Source organism: Kitasatospora sp. NPDC001539, assembly GCF_040298565.1.
Lineage (GTDB): Bacteria > Actinomycetota > Actinomycetes > Streptomycetales > Streptomycetaceae > Kitasatospora.
In genome coordinates, this window is sequence record NZ_JBEPAK010000077.1 from 1 (window position 1) to 13,921 (window position 13,921).

General features: G+C 73.0%; 12 protein-coding genes and 1 pseudogene. 7 read left to right on the forward strand and 6 right to left on the reverse strand.

What is annotated here, in order from left to right; all coding sequences use genetic code 11:
- A pseudogene (locus tag ABT247_RS14810) lies at positions 1–247 on the forward strand (KTSC domain-containing protein); the annotation flags it as partial.
- Positions 248–309: 62 nt separating this feature from the next.
- Here ABT247_RS14810 and ABT247_RS14815 read toward each other — a convergent pair.
- Both ABT247_RS14815 and ABT247_RS14820 read right to left on the reverse strand, forming a co-directional pair.
- Positions 310–597, reverse strand: coding sequence for a DUF2087 domain-containing protein (locus ABT247_RS14815; protein WP_350742694.1), 288 nt, complete (start codon positions 595–597; stop codon positions 310–312).
- A gap of 97 nt (positions 598–694) precedes the next feature.
- A complete protein-coding gene (locus ABT247_RS14820) occupies positions 695–1,336 on the reverse strand; it encodes an HhH-GPD-type base excision DNA repair protein (RefSeq protein ID WP_350742696.1) in 642 nt (213 codons plus the stop codon).
- A gap of 501 nt (positions 1,337–1,837) precedes the next feature.
- Here ABT247_RS14820 and ABT247_RS14825 point away from each other — a divergent pair.
- The 3 genes from ABT247_RS14825 to ABT247_RS14835 all read left to right on the forward strand — a co-directional run bounded on the left by ABT247_RS14825 (position 1,838) and on the right by ABT247_RS14835 (position 5,857).
- Positions 1,838–4,348 carry a terpene synthase family protein gene (locus tag ABT247_RS14825; protein WP_350742698.1) on the forward strand — a complete coding sequence of 837 codons (2,511 nt, stop codon included), beginning with the start codon at positions 1,838–1,840 and terminating at the stop codon, positions 4,346–4,348.
- A gap of 226 nt (positions 4,349–4,574) precedes the next feature.
- A complete protein-coding gene (locus tag ABT247_RS14830) occupies positions 4,575–5,372 on the forward strand; it encodes a VOC family protein (protein WP_350742700.1) in 798 nt (265 codons plus the stop codon).
- Entirely contained in the window at positions 5,372–5,857 is a 486-nt protein-coding gene (locus tag ABT247_RS14835; RefSeq protein ID WP_350742702.1) for a DinB family protein, read from the forward strand. Before ABT247_RS14830 ends, ABT247_RS14835 begins: the two co-directional genes overlap by 1 nt.
- Positions 5,858–5,902: 45 nt before the next feature.
- Here ABT247_RS14835 and ABT247_RS14840 read toward each other — a convergent pair whose 3' ends face one another.
- Positions 5,903–6,688 (reverse strand): TetR/AcrR family transcriptional regulator, encoded by a 786-nt coding sequence (locus tag ABT247_RS14840; RefSeq protein ID WP_350742704.1) that lies wholly within the window; start codon positions 6,686–6,688, stop codon positions 5,903–5,905.
- 261 nt (positions 6,689–6,949) lie between these two features.
- Between ABT247_RS14840 and ABT247_RS14845 the strand changes: the two genes are divergently transcribed.
- The 3 genes from ABT247_RS14845 (at position 6,950) to ABT247_RS14855 (ending at position 10,410) form a co-directional block, all read left to right on the forward strand.
- Positions 6,950–8,509: an MFS transporter gene (locus ABT247_RS14845; RefSeq protein ID WP_350742736.1), complete on the forward strand. Its 1,560-nt coding sequence runs from the start codon at positions 6,950–6,952 to the stop codon at positions 8,507–8,509.
- Between the two features lie 200 nt (positions 8,510–8,709).
- Entirely contained in the window at positions 8,710–9,267 is a 558-nt protein-coding gene (locus tag ABT247_RS14850; protein WP_350742706.1) for a GrpB family protein, read from the forward strand.
- A gap of 201 nt (positions 9,268–9,468) precedes the next feature.
- The gene (locus ABT247_RS14855) at positions 9,469–10,410 is read left to right on the forward strand and encodes a molybdopterin-dependent oxidoreductase (protein ID WP_350742708.1); all 942 of its coding nucleotides are present in this window, start codon (positions 9,469–9,471) and stop codon (positions 10,408–10,410) included.
- 120 nt (positions 10,411–10,530) lie between these two features.
- Here ABT247_RS14855 and ABT247_RS14860 read toward each other — a convergent pair whose 3' ends face one another.
- The 3 genes from ABT247_RS14860 to ABT247_RS14870 form a co-directional block, all read right to left on the reverse strand.
- Entirely contained in the window at positions 10,531–11,166 is a 636-nt protein-coding gene (locus ABT247_RS14860) for a TetR/AcrR family transcriptional regulator (RefSeq protein ID WP_350742710.1), read from the reverse strand.
- A complete protein-coding gene (locus tag ABT247_RS14865; RefSeq protein WP_350742712.1) occupies positions 11,163–12,671 on the reverse strand; it encodes an MFS transporter in 1,509 nt (502 codons plus the stop codon). The genes ABT247_RS14860 and ABT247_RS14865 overlap by 4 nt, the downstream gene beginning before the upstream one ends.
- Before the next feature lie 346 nt (positions 12,672–13,017).
- Positions 13,018–13,815 (reverse strand): transglycosylase family protein, encoded by a 798-nt coding sequence (locus ABT247_RS14870; RefSeq protein WP_350742714.1) that lies wholly within the window; start codon positions 13,813–13,815, stop codon positions 13,018–13,020.
- Positions 13,816–13,921: the final 106 nt, after the last annotated feature.

The following is a 13,921-nucleotide window of genomic DNA, read 5'->3' on the forward strand; positions in this document are numbered from 1 at the left end:
CGCCGACTACGAGGTCGAGGAGCGGATGACGATCGACGTGATCGTCCGCACCAACGGCGATGTGGTCCACCAGGACTGGGCGCGGCCGGGGCCCTCGGCGCACACTGGGATGACCATGGACCGGACGGCGGTGGTCTCCTCGGTGCTGCGCTCGGTCGGCTACGACCGGGCGCAGCGCGTGCTGGAGCTGGAGTTCCACGGCGGGCAGGTGTACCGCTACGCGGACGTCCCGGCGAGGGTGCACCGGGAGCTGATGGCGGCGGACAGCCACGGGCGGTACTTCGTCCGGCGGATCCGCGGCTGCTACGACTACCGGAGGATCCCGGCCCGCCGGTAGCTGCTGCCGTCCTTGGGGCGGGCCAGGTGCCCGGACTCGACCAGGTAGCGGCGCAGGGCCGGGGCGTCGTCGTGCACGGTGCGCAGCGCGTCGTTGACCTCCGCCTCGGTGTAGCTGCGGTCCGGCTCGAACAGGGTCTGCGCGAGGTGGGCCAGCAGCTGCTCCCGGCGGGCCGCCTTCCGGGGAACGCTGGTCAGGCGGCCGTCGGAGGCGAAGAGCGCGGACACGCCCGGGGTGGCGGCAGGAACGGGTTGGGTCATGCCGGAAGCGTCGCCGGACGGCGCTCGGCGCGGCAACCGGTTTTCCGGGCCGCCGGCCCGGTGGGTGTGACGTCGGCGCGCTGCGCTGCCCGTCGGTTCAACGGGCGCCGGTGACGACCGCGGTGGACGCCCGGCCCGTGGTGCGCGGCTTCGCGGCGGCCTTGGCCTCCTTCGCGGCGCGCTTCATCTCCTGCTTGAACTCCCGTACCAGAGCCAGCGATTCCGGGCCGGTGATGTCGGCGACGGAGCGGTGCGAACCCTCTTCGCCGTACACGCCGGCGGCCTCGCGCCAGCCCTCCGGCCGGACGCCGTACTGCTTGCCGAGCAGGGCCAGGAAGATCTGCGACTTCTGCTTGCCGAAGCCGGGGAGGGCGTTGAGGCGGCTGAGCAGCTCCTTGCCGGAGCGGGCGTCCTTCCACAGCGCGGCGGCGTCGCCGTCGTACTGCGCGACGAGGAACTGGCACAGCTGCTGCACCCGTTTGGCCATCGCGGCCGGATAGCGGTGGACGGCCGGCTTGGCGGAGAGGAGCGCGACGAATTCCTCCGGGTTGTAGGTGGCGATCTCGTGGGCGTCGAGGTCTTTGCGGCCGAGGCGCTGGGCGATGATCAGCGGGCCGGTGAACGCCCATTCCATCGGGACCTGTTGGTCCAACAGCATGCCGACGAGCGCGGCGAGCGCACTTCGTCCGAGCAGTTCGTCGGCCTCGGGCTGCTGGGCGAGCCGGACGGTGACGTTCATGGGTGTGCCCTCCTCGGAGTTGCCGTCGGGTCGCCCCAGTCTGGTCGAAACCGGTCGGAGTGGACACCGTCAACACGCCGTATTCGGGCAAGTCTTGGTGTTATCGGCCTTGTCGGGCACGCATTGTTCGTTGGCGGAACGGTTATTGGGGGCCTTTCGGAGGGAACTCGGGAGAATTTTTGTCCGCCGCTCTACGGTGTTGCCGGCATTGGCGGTTGAGGTGTGGTCGGCGTGCGCCGGAGCTCGGGAAGGGGTGTGCGGCCGGTGGTGCGCGCTCGGCCGCGCGAGTGGTTGTGGCGGGGTGGAGGAGGACGGAAACCGCTGGTGGGAAGCGGGGTTTCGCGTGCCGGAGTCGGCTGCGGCCGAGCGCTCGGGCGGTAGTTCGAGTGAGGGTTCGAGCGGGTGGGTCATCTCATATGACTGTTCCTGTTGTGCCGGTGTGGCGACCTGACGACACGTCATCCTTGGACCACCAGACGCGTCCAGAAAGGCTCGCCCGCCGTGACCCAGCCGTTCGAACTGCCGTCCTTCTACGTGCCGCACCCGGCACGGCTCAATCCCCATCTGGACGAGGCGCGGGCCCACTCCACCGGCTGGGCCCGGGAGATGGGAATGCTGGAGGGATCGGGCATCTGGGACCAGGCCGATCTGGAGGCCCACGACTACGGACTGCTCTGCGCCTACACCCATCCCGACGCCTCCGCCGAGGCGCTGTCGCTGGTGACCGACTGGTACGTGTGGGTCTTCTTCTTCGACGACCACTTCCTCGACATGTACAAGCGCACCAACGACCGCGAGGCCGGCAAGGCGCACCTCGACCGGCTGCCGCTGTTCATGCCGCCGCACCCGGGCACCCCGATGCCCGAGCCGGAGAACCCGGTCGAGGCGGGGCTGGCCGACCTGTGGCGGCGCACCGTCCCGGCGATGGGCGAGGACTGGCGGATCCGGTTCGCCGAGAGCACCCGCAACCTGCTCGACGAATCGCTGTGGGAACTCGCCAACATCAACGCCGGCCGGGTGGCCAACCCGGTCGAGTACATCGAGATGCGCCGCAAGGTCGGCGGTGCGCCGTGGTCCGCGCAACTGGTCGAGTACGCGGCCGACGCCGAGGTGCCCAAGGAGGTTTCGGGCTCGCGCGCGCTGCGGGTGCTGATGGACGCCTTCTCCGACGGGGTGCACCTGCGCAACGACATCTTCTCGTACCAGCGCGAGGTCGAGGACGAGGGCGAGCTGAGCAACGGCATCCTGGTGCTGGAGCGCTTCCTGGAGTGCTCCACCCAGGAGGCCGCCGACGCGGTCAACGACCTGCTCACCTCGCGGCTCCAGCAGTTCGAGAACACCGTGTTCACCGAACTGCCGGTGCTGTTCGCGGAGACGGGGCTCGGGCCGGAGGGCCGCGCCCGGGTGATGGCGTACGTCAAGGGCCTGCAGGACTGGCAGTCGGGCGGGCACGAGTGGCACATGCGCTCCAGTCGGTACATGAACGGCGGTGGCGCGGCGGCGGGTTCGGCCGGGCCGGTGGTGCCCGGGGCGGGCGGCGGGCCGGCCGGGTTGTCCGGGTCGGCCGGGTTGTCCGGAGCCGGGGCGTCCGGAGCCGGGGCGGGGCTGCCGGGGCTGCCCGCCGCCGGCAACTGGTGGGACCGGTACGCGATCGGGGGCATCGGCACCTCGGCGCTGGACATCCTGCGCAACGGTGCGGCGAACAGTGCCGCGGTGAACAGCGGTGCGGCGAACAGCGGCGCGGTGGGGGAGAAGGCCGCTGCGGCTCCGGCGTCCGCCGCCGGACCGGCCGTACGGCGGGCGCGCTCGCACGGCCACGTCCCCTTCCAGCCCGTCGGACCTTCCAGGCTGCCCGAGTTCAAGCTGCCGTTCGGCCTCTCGCTGAGCCCGCACCTGGACGGCGCCCGGGACCGGGTGGTCGACTGGGCCGAGCGGGTCGGCCTGCTCTCCGAGCACGCGGGCATCCCCGGCACCGGGATCTGGGACGCCGAGTCGATGCGCGACTACGACCTCCCGCTCTGCGCCGCCGGCATCTTCCCCGATGCCACCGCCGACGAACTCGACATCGCCTCCGCCTGGTTGGCCTGGGGCACCTGGGCGGACGACTACTACCCGGTGGTCTTCGGGCGCACCCGGGACCTGGCCGGGGCCAAGGCGGCCAACGCCCGGCTGCCGCTGTTCATGCCGCTGGACGGCACCCCGACTCCCGAGCCGGCCAACCCGCTGGAGCGCAGCCTCGCCGACATCTGGGAGCGGACCACCGGACCGATGACCGTCGAGGCCCGGGGAAAGCTGCGCGAGTCGATCGAGGTGATGACGGACAGCTGGATCTGGGAGCTCAGCAACCAGATCCAGAACCGGATCCCGGACCCGGTCGACTACCTGGAGATGCGCCGCGCCACCTTCGGCTCCGACCTGACCATGAGCCTCAGTCGGCTGTCGCACGGGAGGAGCGTGCCGGAGGAGGTGTACCGGCACGGCTCGATGCGCGCGCTGGAGAACTCCGCCTCGGACTACGCCTGCATGATCAACGACCTCTTCTCCTACCAGAAGGAGATCGAGTACGAGGGCGAGCTGCACAACCTCGTGCTGGTGGTGCAGAACTTCTTCGCCTGCGACTACCCGTCGGCGGTCCGGATCGTCGATGACCTGATGCACTCCCGGCTGGAGCAGTTCCAGCACGTCGCGCAGCACGAACTCCCCGTGCTGTACGAGGACTTCGGGCTGGACGCGACCGCCCGTGAGCTGCTCGGCGGGTACGTCCGGGAACTGGAGAACTGGCTCGCGGGCGTGCTGAACTGGCACGAGGCCTGCCGGCGCTACCGTCCGGAGGACCTGGAGCGGCACTTCGGCGCCGAACGGGACCTCGTCGGTTCGGTCCGGTCCCGGGCGGCGGCAGCCGGTGCGGCTCCGGTGACCCGGGCGGCGCCCGCGATCCCGAGCGGCCCGACCGGCCTCGGGACGGCCTCGCTGCGGCCGCGGCCGAGCGGGGCGGCTGCTCCGGTGAACTGACTCGGCTGCCCGGCAGCCTCCAGCCCGGCAGCCTTGGCAGCCCGGTGGCCTTGGCAGCCCGGCAGTCTCGGCAGCTCGGTGCCCCGGCATCTCGCCTCCCTCGGTACCCCGGCGCACCCGTGCGGTCAGCCCGCGCGGGTGCGCCGCGTCGTGACTAGGCTGGCGAGTCGGGGGTCGCGCACGCCTCCCGGCGCGCGCCCACATCGCCACAGACGAGGGTTGAGAGATGGCTGCGCTACCTGAGGGCACACCCTGTTGGGCCGATGCGATGTTCAGCGACCTGGAGGGTGCCAAGGCCTTCTACGGTCACGTTCTCGGCTGGACCTTCGGCGAGAGCTCGTCCGAGTACGGGAACTACACCCAGGCCTACTCGGACGGCAAGGCAGTCGCCGCGATCGTGCCGCCGATGCCCGGCTCGCAGGCGCCGTCCGCCTGGTGCCTGTACCTCGCCTCGCCGGACGCCGCCGCCACCGCCGAGCGGATCCGCGCCAACGGCGGGGAGGTGGTCATGGGCCCGATGACCGTCGGTGACTTCGGCACGATGGTGGTCGCCAGGGATCCGGGTGGGGTGGTGTTCGGCGTCTGGCAGGCGGGGGTCCACGAGGGCTTCGAGAAGCAGGGCGAGCCCGGCGCGTACAGCTGGGCCGAGATCGTCACCCGCGAGCCGGCGAAGGCCGACGCCTTCTTCCCCGCGGTCTTCCCGTACGGCGTCAAGCGGATGGACTCCGAGCAGATCGACTACCGGATGTTCCAGGTCGGCGAGCGGCCGGTGCTCGGCCGGATGGGGGCGGAGGGCGACGTCCTGCCGCCCGAGGCGCCCTCGTACGTGAGCGTCTACTTCGCCGTGGACGACGCCGACGCCGCGATCGAGCGGCTGACGGAGCGCGGCGGCACGGTGTACTTCGGGCCGATGGACAGCCCGTTCGGCCGCTTCGCGGCGGTCGGCGACCAGCAGGGTGCGGCCTTCGGACTGATCGACCTGGGCCGGACGGTGGGGGACCAGCCGCCGACCGCGGACGTCTGATGGGCGAGCGCGAGGAGTTCGTCGAGACCCTGGACAAGCACCGCGACCTGCTGCGCCGCACCGTCCGGGACCTCACCGACGAGCAGGCGGCCCGGCGCACCACGGTCAGCGAGCTGTGCCTGGGCGGCCTGATCAAGCACGTGGCCGCGGTCGAGGCGCGCTGGGCCCGGTTCATCGTGGGCGGCGCGGAGGCGATGCGCAGCGGCGGCGGGGACTGGGCGGCGCAGTTCCGGATGACGGAGGGCGAGACGCTGGCCGACCTGCTCGACGCCTACGGGGAGGTCGCGCGCGACACCGACGAGCTGGTCCGCAGCCTGCCCGACCTCGATCTCGCCCACCCGCTGCCGCCGGCGCCCTGGTTCGAGCAGGGGGCGAGCTGGTCGGCCCGCCGGGTGCTGCTGCACGTGATCGCCGAGACGGCGCAGCACGCCGGGCACGCGGACATCATCCGGGAGGCGCTGGACGGCGCGAAGTCGATGGGCTGAGCGCCCGGGACGCGCCTGCGGCCCCGGGCGCGTCTCCGCCCGGGTTCAGCCGTCCCGGCGTGCCGCCCGGGTCGCCTCGATGCCGTCCAGGATCACCGTGATGCCGCGGACGAAGCCGTCGTCCCGTCCGGCGGCGATCTCCTTCGGCACCTGGGTGGTGTAGAGCCGGTGCAGCCGAGGGAAGTCCTTGGTGGCGGCCACGACGGTGGGCAGCAACTGGTCCATGACCTCCTGCTCGCTGCGGCTGGTCTTGGCCAGCGCGCTCAGCCAGGCGGCCTCCACGCAGGCCGTTCCGATGGTGTAGCCCATGACCGCGTTCATCACGTCGTTGGCCTCGGCGAGGTCGAAGCCGGCCGTCTCCATCACGGCCAGCAGGGCCTCGGAGATCCCCATCCAGTTGGGGCCCAGGTAGACCATCCCGACGTCACCGAGCACCGACACCATCCAGGGGTGGCGGTTGATGGCCGCGCGCATGCCCTCGGTGCACTCGAGGACCGCGGCGCGCCAGACCTTCGGGTCCTCGGCGCCCTCGGCCACCGGTAGCGGGAGCTCCCCGAAGACCTGGTCGACCACCAGGGCGAGCAGTTCCTCCTTGTTGGCGACGTGGGTGTACAGCGAGGTCGCGCCGGCGTTGAGCCGGGCGCCGAGCTTGCGCATGCTCAGCGCCTCGATGCCCTCCGCGTCCAGCAGCGCGAAGGCCTCCGCGACGATCTGGTCCCGGCTGAGGGCCGGCTGCGTCCGGCCGCGCCGGGGGCGGTTCCACGGCGAGGGGATGCCCGGCAGCGCACCGGTGCGGGGCTCCGGCGGGGTGTCCTCCGACTTGGCCGTCATCCGGCTGTCCTTCCTCTTGTGCTCTTGCTCCCTGGTGGCGGGCGGCCCGTCCAGCATAGGGGCCCGTCCGCACACCGTACGGCACGGCGAACGGCGTGCGATCTGGCGCACGCCGTACGGCGTTGCGAACACTGTTCGGTCGCCGTACAGTGTTCGGCATGGCGCACATCGTTCGGCCAGGGACGGGGGATGGTGTGCGCCGCTCCGACATCCGCGCGGCTCCGGCCGGCGCGCCATGAAACCGAAGGGGGAATCGCGGTGGTGGATCGTCACCCGCGTCGTTGGCTCATCCTGGTCGTGCTCTGTCTCAGCAGCCTGGTGCTGGTGATCGACAACATGGTCCTGACGGTGTCCATCCCGCCGATCGCGCAGGACCTCGAGGCCGGGGCGCAGGACATCCAGTGGATCATCGACTCGTACATCCTGGTCTTCGCCGGGCTGCTGCTGACCTCGGGCAGCCTCTCCGACCGCTTCGGGCGGCGGAAGGTGATGATCATCGGCCTGGCCCTGTTCGGCGCCGCCTCGCTGGTCGCGGCCGTAGCCGCCAGCCCCGGCCAACTGATCGCCGGACGCGTCCTGATGGGCGTCGGCGGGGCCCTGGTCATGCCCAGCACGCTGTCCATCCTGATCACCGTCTTCGACGACGAGGAGCGGCCCAAGGCGATCGCCGCCTGGAGCGCGGTGGCCATGGTCGGCCTGGTGGGCGGTCCGGTGCTCGGCGGCGCGCTGATCGCGCAGTTCTGGTGGGGCGCCGTCTTCCTCATCAACGTGCCGGTGGCGGCGGTGGCGATCGTCGCGGCGGCCGTGCTGATGCCGGAGTCCAAGGGGCCGTGGCGCCGGCCCGACCTGCTCGGCATGCTGCTCTCCATGGTCGGCATGACGGCCCTGGTCTGGTCGATCATCGTGCTGCCCCGGGACGGCTTCACCGACGCCGGCACCCTCGGCGCGCTGGCCGTCGCGGTGGTCGCGCTGATCGGCTTCGGCGTCCGGCAGGTCCGCACCGACTCGCCGATGGTGCCCCTCAAGCTGTTCCGCAACCGGGTCTTCACCGGCGCCAGCTTCTCGCTGGTGCTGCTGACCTTCGCCACCGGCGGCCTGATGCTGGTGCTCACCCAGTACCTGCAGTTCGTGCTGGAGTTCTCGCCCACCGACACCGGCCTGGCCTTCATCCCGCTGGCCGTCGCCTCGCTCGCCTTCAACGCGATCGGCGCCGCGCTCGGCAAGAAGCTCCAGCCGCGGGTCCTGACCTCCATCGGCATGGTGATCATCGCGGGCGGCTTCGGCCTGCTGGCCACCCTCTCGGTCGGCGACGGTTTCACCAAGGTCGCCCTGGCCATGCTCGTGCTGGGCATCGGATCCGGCCTCGGCATGCCGGCCGCCGCCAACGCGCTGATGAGTGCGATCCCCGGCGAGCACGCGGGCGTCGGCTCCGCGCTCAACGACACCATCCAGCAGTCCGGCGCCGCGCTCGGCGTGGCCGTCCTCGGCACCGTGCTGTCCAGCACCTACACCGGTGCGATGCCGTCCGGCGCCCCCGCCCCGGCCCGGCACGCCGTCACCGACGCGCTCGCCCTCTCCGCCGCCACCGGCGACGGCGCCCTGGCGAACGCCGCCCGCGAGGCCTTCAACACCGCGACCTCGACCACCTTCACGGCCGGCGGCGCCGCCGTCCTGGCGGCCGCGGCGCTCACCCTGGTCCTGATGCGCCGCAAGCCGGAGCAGGGCGAGGGGACGGTGGCCGAGGCGGCCGGGCCTGCCGAGACCGGAGACCCCGCCCGATCCTCCGACCCGGCCCGGCCCGCCACCGAGGCGGTGCGCTGAGCCCCACCGGCCACCCCTGCGGCGGCCACCCCCCCGGCCCCGGCTGCCCGCGCAGCCGGGGCCGTCGGGTTCCCCGGGCCGGGCCGGGCGGTCCGAGCCGGGCCAGGCTCCCCGGGCCGGGCCGGGCGGTCCGGCTCGGGGGCTTGGCCGGCCGCCCCGAAGGGACCGGGCCTCCGGCCCCGCCCGCTACTCTCCGGGGCATGTCCGATGCGACGCCCGACCTCGACGAACCGGTCCACATCGTCCCCTACGACCCGGCCTGGGCGGCCCTGGGCCGGGCTCTGGTCGAGCAGTTGACCACCGGGCTGCGGGGAGTGGACCGCTACGCGGAGGTCGAGCACATCGGCTCGACCTCCGTCCCCGGCCTGGACGCCAAGCCAGTGCTCGACGTCCAGATCGGCTGCGCCGCCGATGACGTGGACGGGGTGGTCGGCTATGTGCGAGGCCTCGGCTTCGAGCACCTCGGCGAGGCGGGCGTCCCCGGCCGCGAGTACCTGCGGCGGCGATCGGGGCAGCCGGCCAACGTCCATGTGGTCGGGCTGCGCGGCCGCTTGTGGGCCGACAACCTGCTGTTCCGCGACCACCTCCGGGCCCACCCGGAGGCGGCCGCCCAGTACGCCCGGGCCAAGCGGGACGCCGCCGGGGCCACCGGCCGACTGCTCGCCTACTCGGAGCACAAGGCGGCGACGGTGGCGGAGCTGATGGCGGCGGCGCGGGCCTCCCGAGCTTCCCGGGTCTCCCGGGCCTCCCGGGTCTGATCGGTGGTCTGTCGCCGGCCGGCTCGGTGATCTGCTGGGGGCCCGGACCGGCGATCTGCTGGGGGTCCGGGTCCGGGTCCGGGTCGGGGACTGCGACTCCGCCGGGCAGGCCGCCTCCCCCTCCTCGGCCGCCCTCCGTTGTCAGTCGCTCCTCGTACCGTCGATCCCGGCAACAATGATCGCCGTACGGGGGAATGACGCATGATCAGGACCGATCCTGAGACACCCGACCTCTTCATCACACCGGTCGAGGAGGTGTTCATCCGCAACCACCTCGGCCCGGCGCCGCGGCTCGACCGGGACACCTGGACGCTCACCGTCGAGGGCGCGGTGGAGCGGCCCCTCCGGCTGGACTTCCCGGCCCTCCTCGACCTGCCGCAGACCCGTTTCACCGCCGTCCACGAGTGCTTCGGCAGTCCGCTGCGCCCCCACGTACCGACCCGTGCCGTCACCAACGTGGAGTGGGCCGGGGCCCCGCTCGCCGCCGTGCTGGCGCTGGCCGGCCCGCGCCCGGAGGCCCGGCACGTCTGGCTGGAGGGCGCCGACCGCGGTGACTTCGCGGGGGAGAGCGGTCTGACGTACCTCAAGGACCTGCCCCTCGATCAGGCGGGCGCCGAGGTCGTCCTCGCGCACAGCATGAACGGCGAACCGCTGCGCCCCGACCACGGGTACCCGGTACGGGCGGTGGCGCCCCGGATGTTCGGCACCAACTCGGTCAAGTGGCTGACCCGGATCGTGCTGGCCGCCGAGCGCCCCGACCACCTGTTCACCACCCGGCTGTACACCCGTGTGCCGCCCGGCGGGGGCGAGGCCCGGCCGGTCCGGGAGAAGGACGTCGGCAGCAAGTTGCTCACCCCGCGCGACGGCGGGTCCGTCCCGGCCGGAGCCTGCGAACTGGAGGGCTACGCCTGGAGCGCGACCGAGGTGACGGCCGTCGAGATCGCCGTGGACGACGCCGACTGGCAGCCCGCCGAGCTGGAGCGGCGCGGGCCGCACCCCAGCTGGCAGCGCTTCCGGCTCCGATGCGACCTCGCCCCGGGCCCGCACCGCGTCCGCTGCCGGGCCACCGACTCGGCCGGGCGCGTGCAGCCGCTCACCGGCGACCGCAACGCCGTCCATGAGATAGGCATCCTGGCGGAGTGACGGCGCCGGTGAGGCGGTGCGCCTCGACCGGTCGTCGCCCGCCAGGTCTTCGCCCGTCAGACGGTCAGGTGGCCAGGTGGTCAGGTCGCCAGGTGGTCAGGTGGTCAGGTGGTCAGGTGGTCAGGTGGTCAGGTCGTCGGGCGGCTGGCGGCTGGCGGCCAGTAGGTCGTGCAGGAGGGGGAGCAGTTCCTCCGGACCGGCCTCGGCCAGTTCGGCGAAGGCTCCCCCGGAGCGGGCCAGGATGATCCCGGCGAAGGCCGCCGTGGCGATCTCGGCACGCAGCCGCGGGCGGTCCACCTGCTCGGCGGCGAAGCGCTGGTACAGCGGTTCGACCAGCCGCTCGTGGAGGTAGGTGCGGGCGGCCTGCTGGACCTCGGTGTTGTCGCCGGGCAGGACCGCGGCCTGGAAGGAGGGGCCAGGTCCGCGCCGGGTGACCCGCTCCACCAGGGTGCGCAGGCGCTCCTCGTCCAGCAGGTCGGCCGGCGCCGAGTCGCCCAGCTCCAGGCGCGTGGTGGCCAGGTAGAGCTGGGTCTTGCCGCCGAAGTAGCGGGCGATCAGCGCCGGGTCCACCCCGGCCCGTTCGCCGATCTCCCGGATGGTGGTGCGGTCGAATCCGCGGTCGGCGAAGAGCTCCGCCGCCGCCCGGAGCAGCAGCTCCCGGCTGCGGGCGGCGTCCCGGCGCCGTGGGGTCGCGGGCTCCGGCCGTCCGTCGTCCGCGACCGCGGCTCCGTCGGCCCCGGTGGCCGCCTCGGTCACCGCTCGGCCCCGGTCCGCAGCACGGGCACGTCGCCCTCGCCGGCCACGCCGTCGGCGATGCTCTCTTCCACCATCAGCTCCTCGTCCACGCGCGGACCCCTCCGGGCGGCGGTCGCGGCACTGAGCCGCGGCAGGACGATCGTAGTCAGGCCGATCACCACCCACACGGCGCAGCCGATCAGCGCCGCGTCCCGGTAGCCGCTGTTCGCGGGCAGCAGTTGCCCCGGCGCGGTGTGCGCCTGGAGCACGGCGCCGCACAGGGCACTGCCGGTGGAGTAGCCGACGGTGCGCAGCAGCTGGTTGAAGCTGACCGCGCTGCCGACCTCGTCGGCGGCCACCGCGTTGACGATCAGGCCCGGCATCACGGCGAAGGTGCAGCCGACGCCGAGACCGGCGAGCCCCATCACCACCAGGAGCTGCCACAGGTGGGTGCGGGCGAACAGGAAGAACAGCATCGAGGCCAGCGACACCGCGCAGCCCAGCGGCAGGACCAGGGCGGACGAGGTGCGCCGGGCGAGGACCGGGACGACCTTGCTGGACAGCAGGCTGACCGCCGAGAACGGCAGCAGCACCAGACCGGCCACCACGACCGAGGCCCCCAGGCCGTAGCCGGTGCTGGCCGGCGTCTGGACGAAGCGGATCACCAGGGACATCAGCAGGTACATCCCGACGCCCGCGACCAGCCCGGCCACGTCCGCGGTCAGCACCACCGGGTTGGTCAGACTCCGCAGCTCCACCAGCGGGTGGGCGGTGCGCAGCTCGTGCCTGACCCACCCGACCAGCAGGAGCAGCGAGACGCCGGCGACCGTCCACAGCCGGGTGCTGCCCCAGCCCCAGTCCTCGCCCTCGGTGAGCACCAGCAGCAGTCCGACCAGCGTCAGCCCGAGCAGCACCGCGCCGAGCGCGTCCAGCGGGCGCCGCTCGCGGTGCCCGGCCGGGGGCAGCACCAGGGCGGCCAGTGCCAGCGCCAGCGCGCTGATCACGGCGCCGAACCAGAAGGCCGCGTGGATGCCGAAGGACTGGGCGATCAGCCCGGTGACCGGGTAGCCGAGGCCGACCCCGGCGACGGTGGTGATGGAGAGCAGCGCGACCGCAGAGCGGGAGGCCGCGGCGGGCAGGGCGTCCCGCGCGGTGGCGATGGCCAGCGGGGTGAGTCCGACCCCGACGCCTTGCAGCGCCCGCCCGGCGATCAGCGAGCCGAAGCCGAGCGGCAGGGCGGCCAGCACGCTGCCGACCACCACCATGGCGGCGGCGGTCAGCGTGACCGTACGCCGGGCCGGTCCGTCGCCCAGCCGCCCGAGCACCGGCGTGGCGACCGCCCCGACCAGCATGGTGATGGTCAGCGACCACTGCGCCTCGGCGAGCGACACGTGGTCGATGGCCGCGATGGTCGGGATCATCGGTGCCCCGAGGCTGCTGATCACCGCCACGACGGCACTGAGGAACACCAGGACGGGCACCAGGGCCCGCTTCCGCCGCTCGGACGGCCCCGCCGGGGTCTCCATGGACGCGCCCCCTTGTCAGAGATCGAAGGGTCCGACGCTGTCATCGAGTGATGTCATCGGACGATGTCATCACATGATGACATGCCCGCCAAGCCGAGCAAAAACGGCGGTGACGGTGACACGGAGATCGCGCACCAGGGCTGAAGGCTGCCGATCACCGCCGGGCGACCGACCGCGCCTGTCGCGGGGGCGTCGTCGGGGCTGCGGTTGCGGTTGGTGGGAGGCCGACGGGCGCGGTGGATCACCGGACGGGCCGCCGCAATGGGGGGCGCGCGCCAGAAGGTCACAGGGGGACGTCGATACGGACCGCAGCCGGCCGCGACCTCGGGGCGCCCGTGCGCGTGGGTCAGCGCAGGGCCAGGACCTCGCCGGGCAGGATCAGGTCGGGGTCGCCGCCGATGGTGTCCTTGTTGAGGGCGTAGAGGGCCGGCCAGCTGCCCGGGGTACCGAGCTCCTGGGCGATGCCCCCGAGGGTGTCGCCGGGACGCACGGTCCAGCTGTCCCCGGCGGCTCCGCCCGCGCCGGCTGCGTCTGCGGCGGTTCCGTCCGTAGCGGCGGCAGCGGCGGCGTCGACGCTCGTGGAGGCGTCCGCCGAGTCGGTGCGTCCGGTGCCGTCGCTGCCGTCGCTGCTGTCGCTGCGGTCGGTGCGGTCGGTGCGGTCGCTCCGCGGCGCGAGCGCGGCGGGGGCGTGCGACCGGGCAGACGCGGGGCGGTGGCTGCGGGTGGGTGTGCCGGCGTCACTGCCCGAACGGCCGCCGCCGTGGCCGGCCCGGGCTCCGCAGGCCGGCCACGGAGCCAGGCCGCGGCTCGCGGCGAGGTGCTCGGCCACGGCGATCTGCTGTTCGCGGGTCGCGAGGTCCGGGCGGGCGGCGTAGGCGAGGCCGCCGTTGGAACGCCAGGTCGCCGCGTTGAACTGCAACCCCCCGTAGTAGCCGTTCCCGGTGTCGGCGTTCCACCGTCCCCCGCTCTCGCAGCGGGCCAGCGCGTCCCAGTCCACCGCCTCGGCGCGGACCCCCTCCTGGGCCACGGCGGGGAACGGCACCCCGGCCGACGACTCCTTGGCACCCAGGAGAACGGTGACGAGAGCGAGCAGGGGAAGCAGCAGGACGACGACCGGACGACGGACCACGGACAGCGGCGACATGAACACTCCGCACCTCGAGGACAGGGACCAGGCGCCGAAGCGCCTCGTCCACTCATGCGCCACGCGAGGGCGGACGGCCGCCAAGGACACCGCGATCTCGTTCCGT

Excerpts from the sequence above, each read along its gene's own strand:
- ABT247_RS14815 (WP_350742694.1), bottom strand. The coding sequence starts at position 597 with ATGACCCAACCCGTTCCTGCCGCCACCCCGGGCGTGTCCGCGCTCTTC.
- ABT247_RS14830 (WP_350742700.1), top strand. The coding sequence starts at position 4,575 with ATGGCTGCGCTACCTGAGGGCACACCCTGTTGGGCCGATGCGATGTTC.
- ABT247_RS14820 (WP_350742696.1), bottom strand. The coding sequence starts at position 1,336 with ATGAACGTCACCGTCCGGCTCGCCCAGCAGCCCGAGGCCGACGAACTG.
- ABT247_RS14840 (WP_350742704.1), bottom strand. The coding sequence starts at position 6,688 with ATGACGGCCAAGTCGGAGGACACCCCGCCGGAGCCCCGCACCGGTGCG.
- ABT247_RS14850 (WP_350742706.1), top strand. The coding sequence starts at position 8,710 with ATGTCCGATGCGACGCCCGACCTCGACGAACCGGTCCACATCGTCCCC.
- ABT247_RS14865 (WP_350742712.1), bottom strand. The coding sequence starts at position 12,671 with ATGGAGACCCCGGCGGGGCCGTCCGAGCGGCGGAAGCGGGCCCTGGTG.
- ABT247_RS14870 (WP_350742714.1), bottom strand. The coding sequence starts at position 13,815 with ATGTCGCCGCTGTCCGTGGTCCGTCGTCCGGTCGTCGTCCTGCTGCTT.
- ABT247_RS14855 (WP_350742708.1), top strand. The coding sequence starts at position 9,469 with ATGATCAGGACCGATCCTGAGACACCCGACCTCTTCATCACACCGGTC.
- ABT247_RS14835 (WP_350742702.1), top strand. The coding sequence starts at position 5,372 with ATGGGCGAGCGCGAGGAGTTCGTCGAGACCCTGGACAAGCACCGCGAC.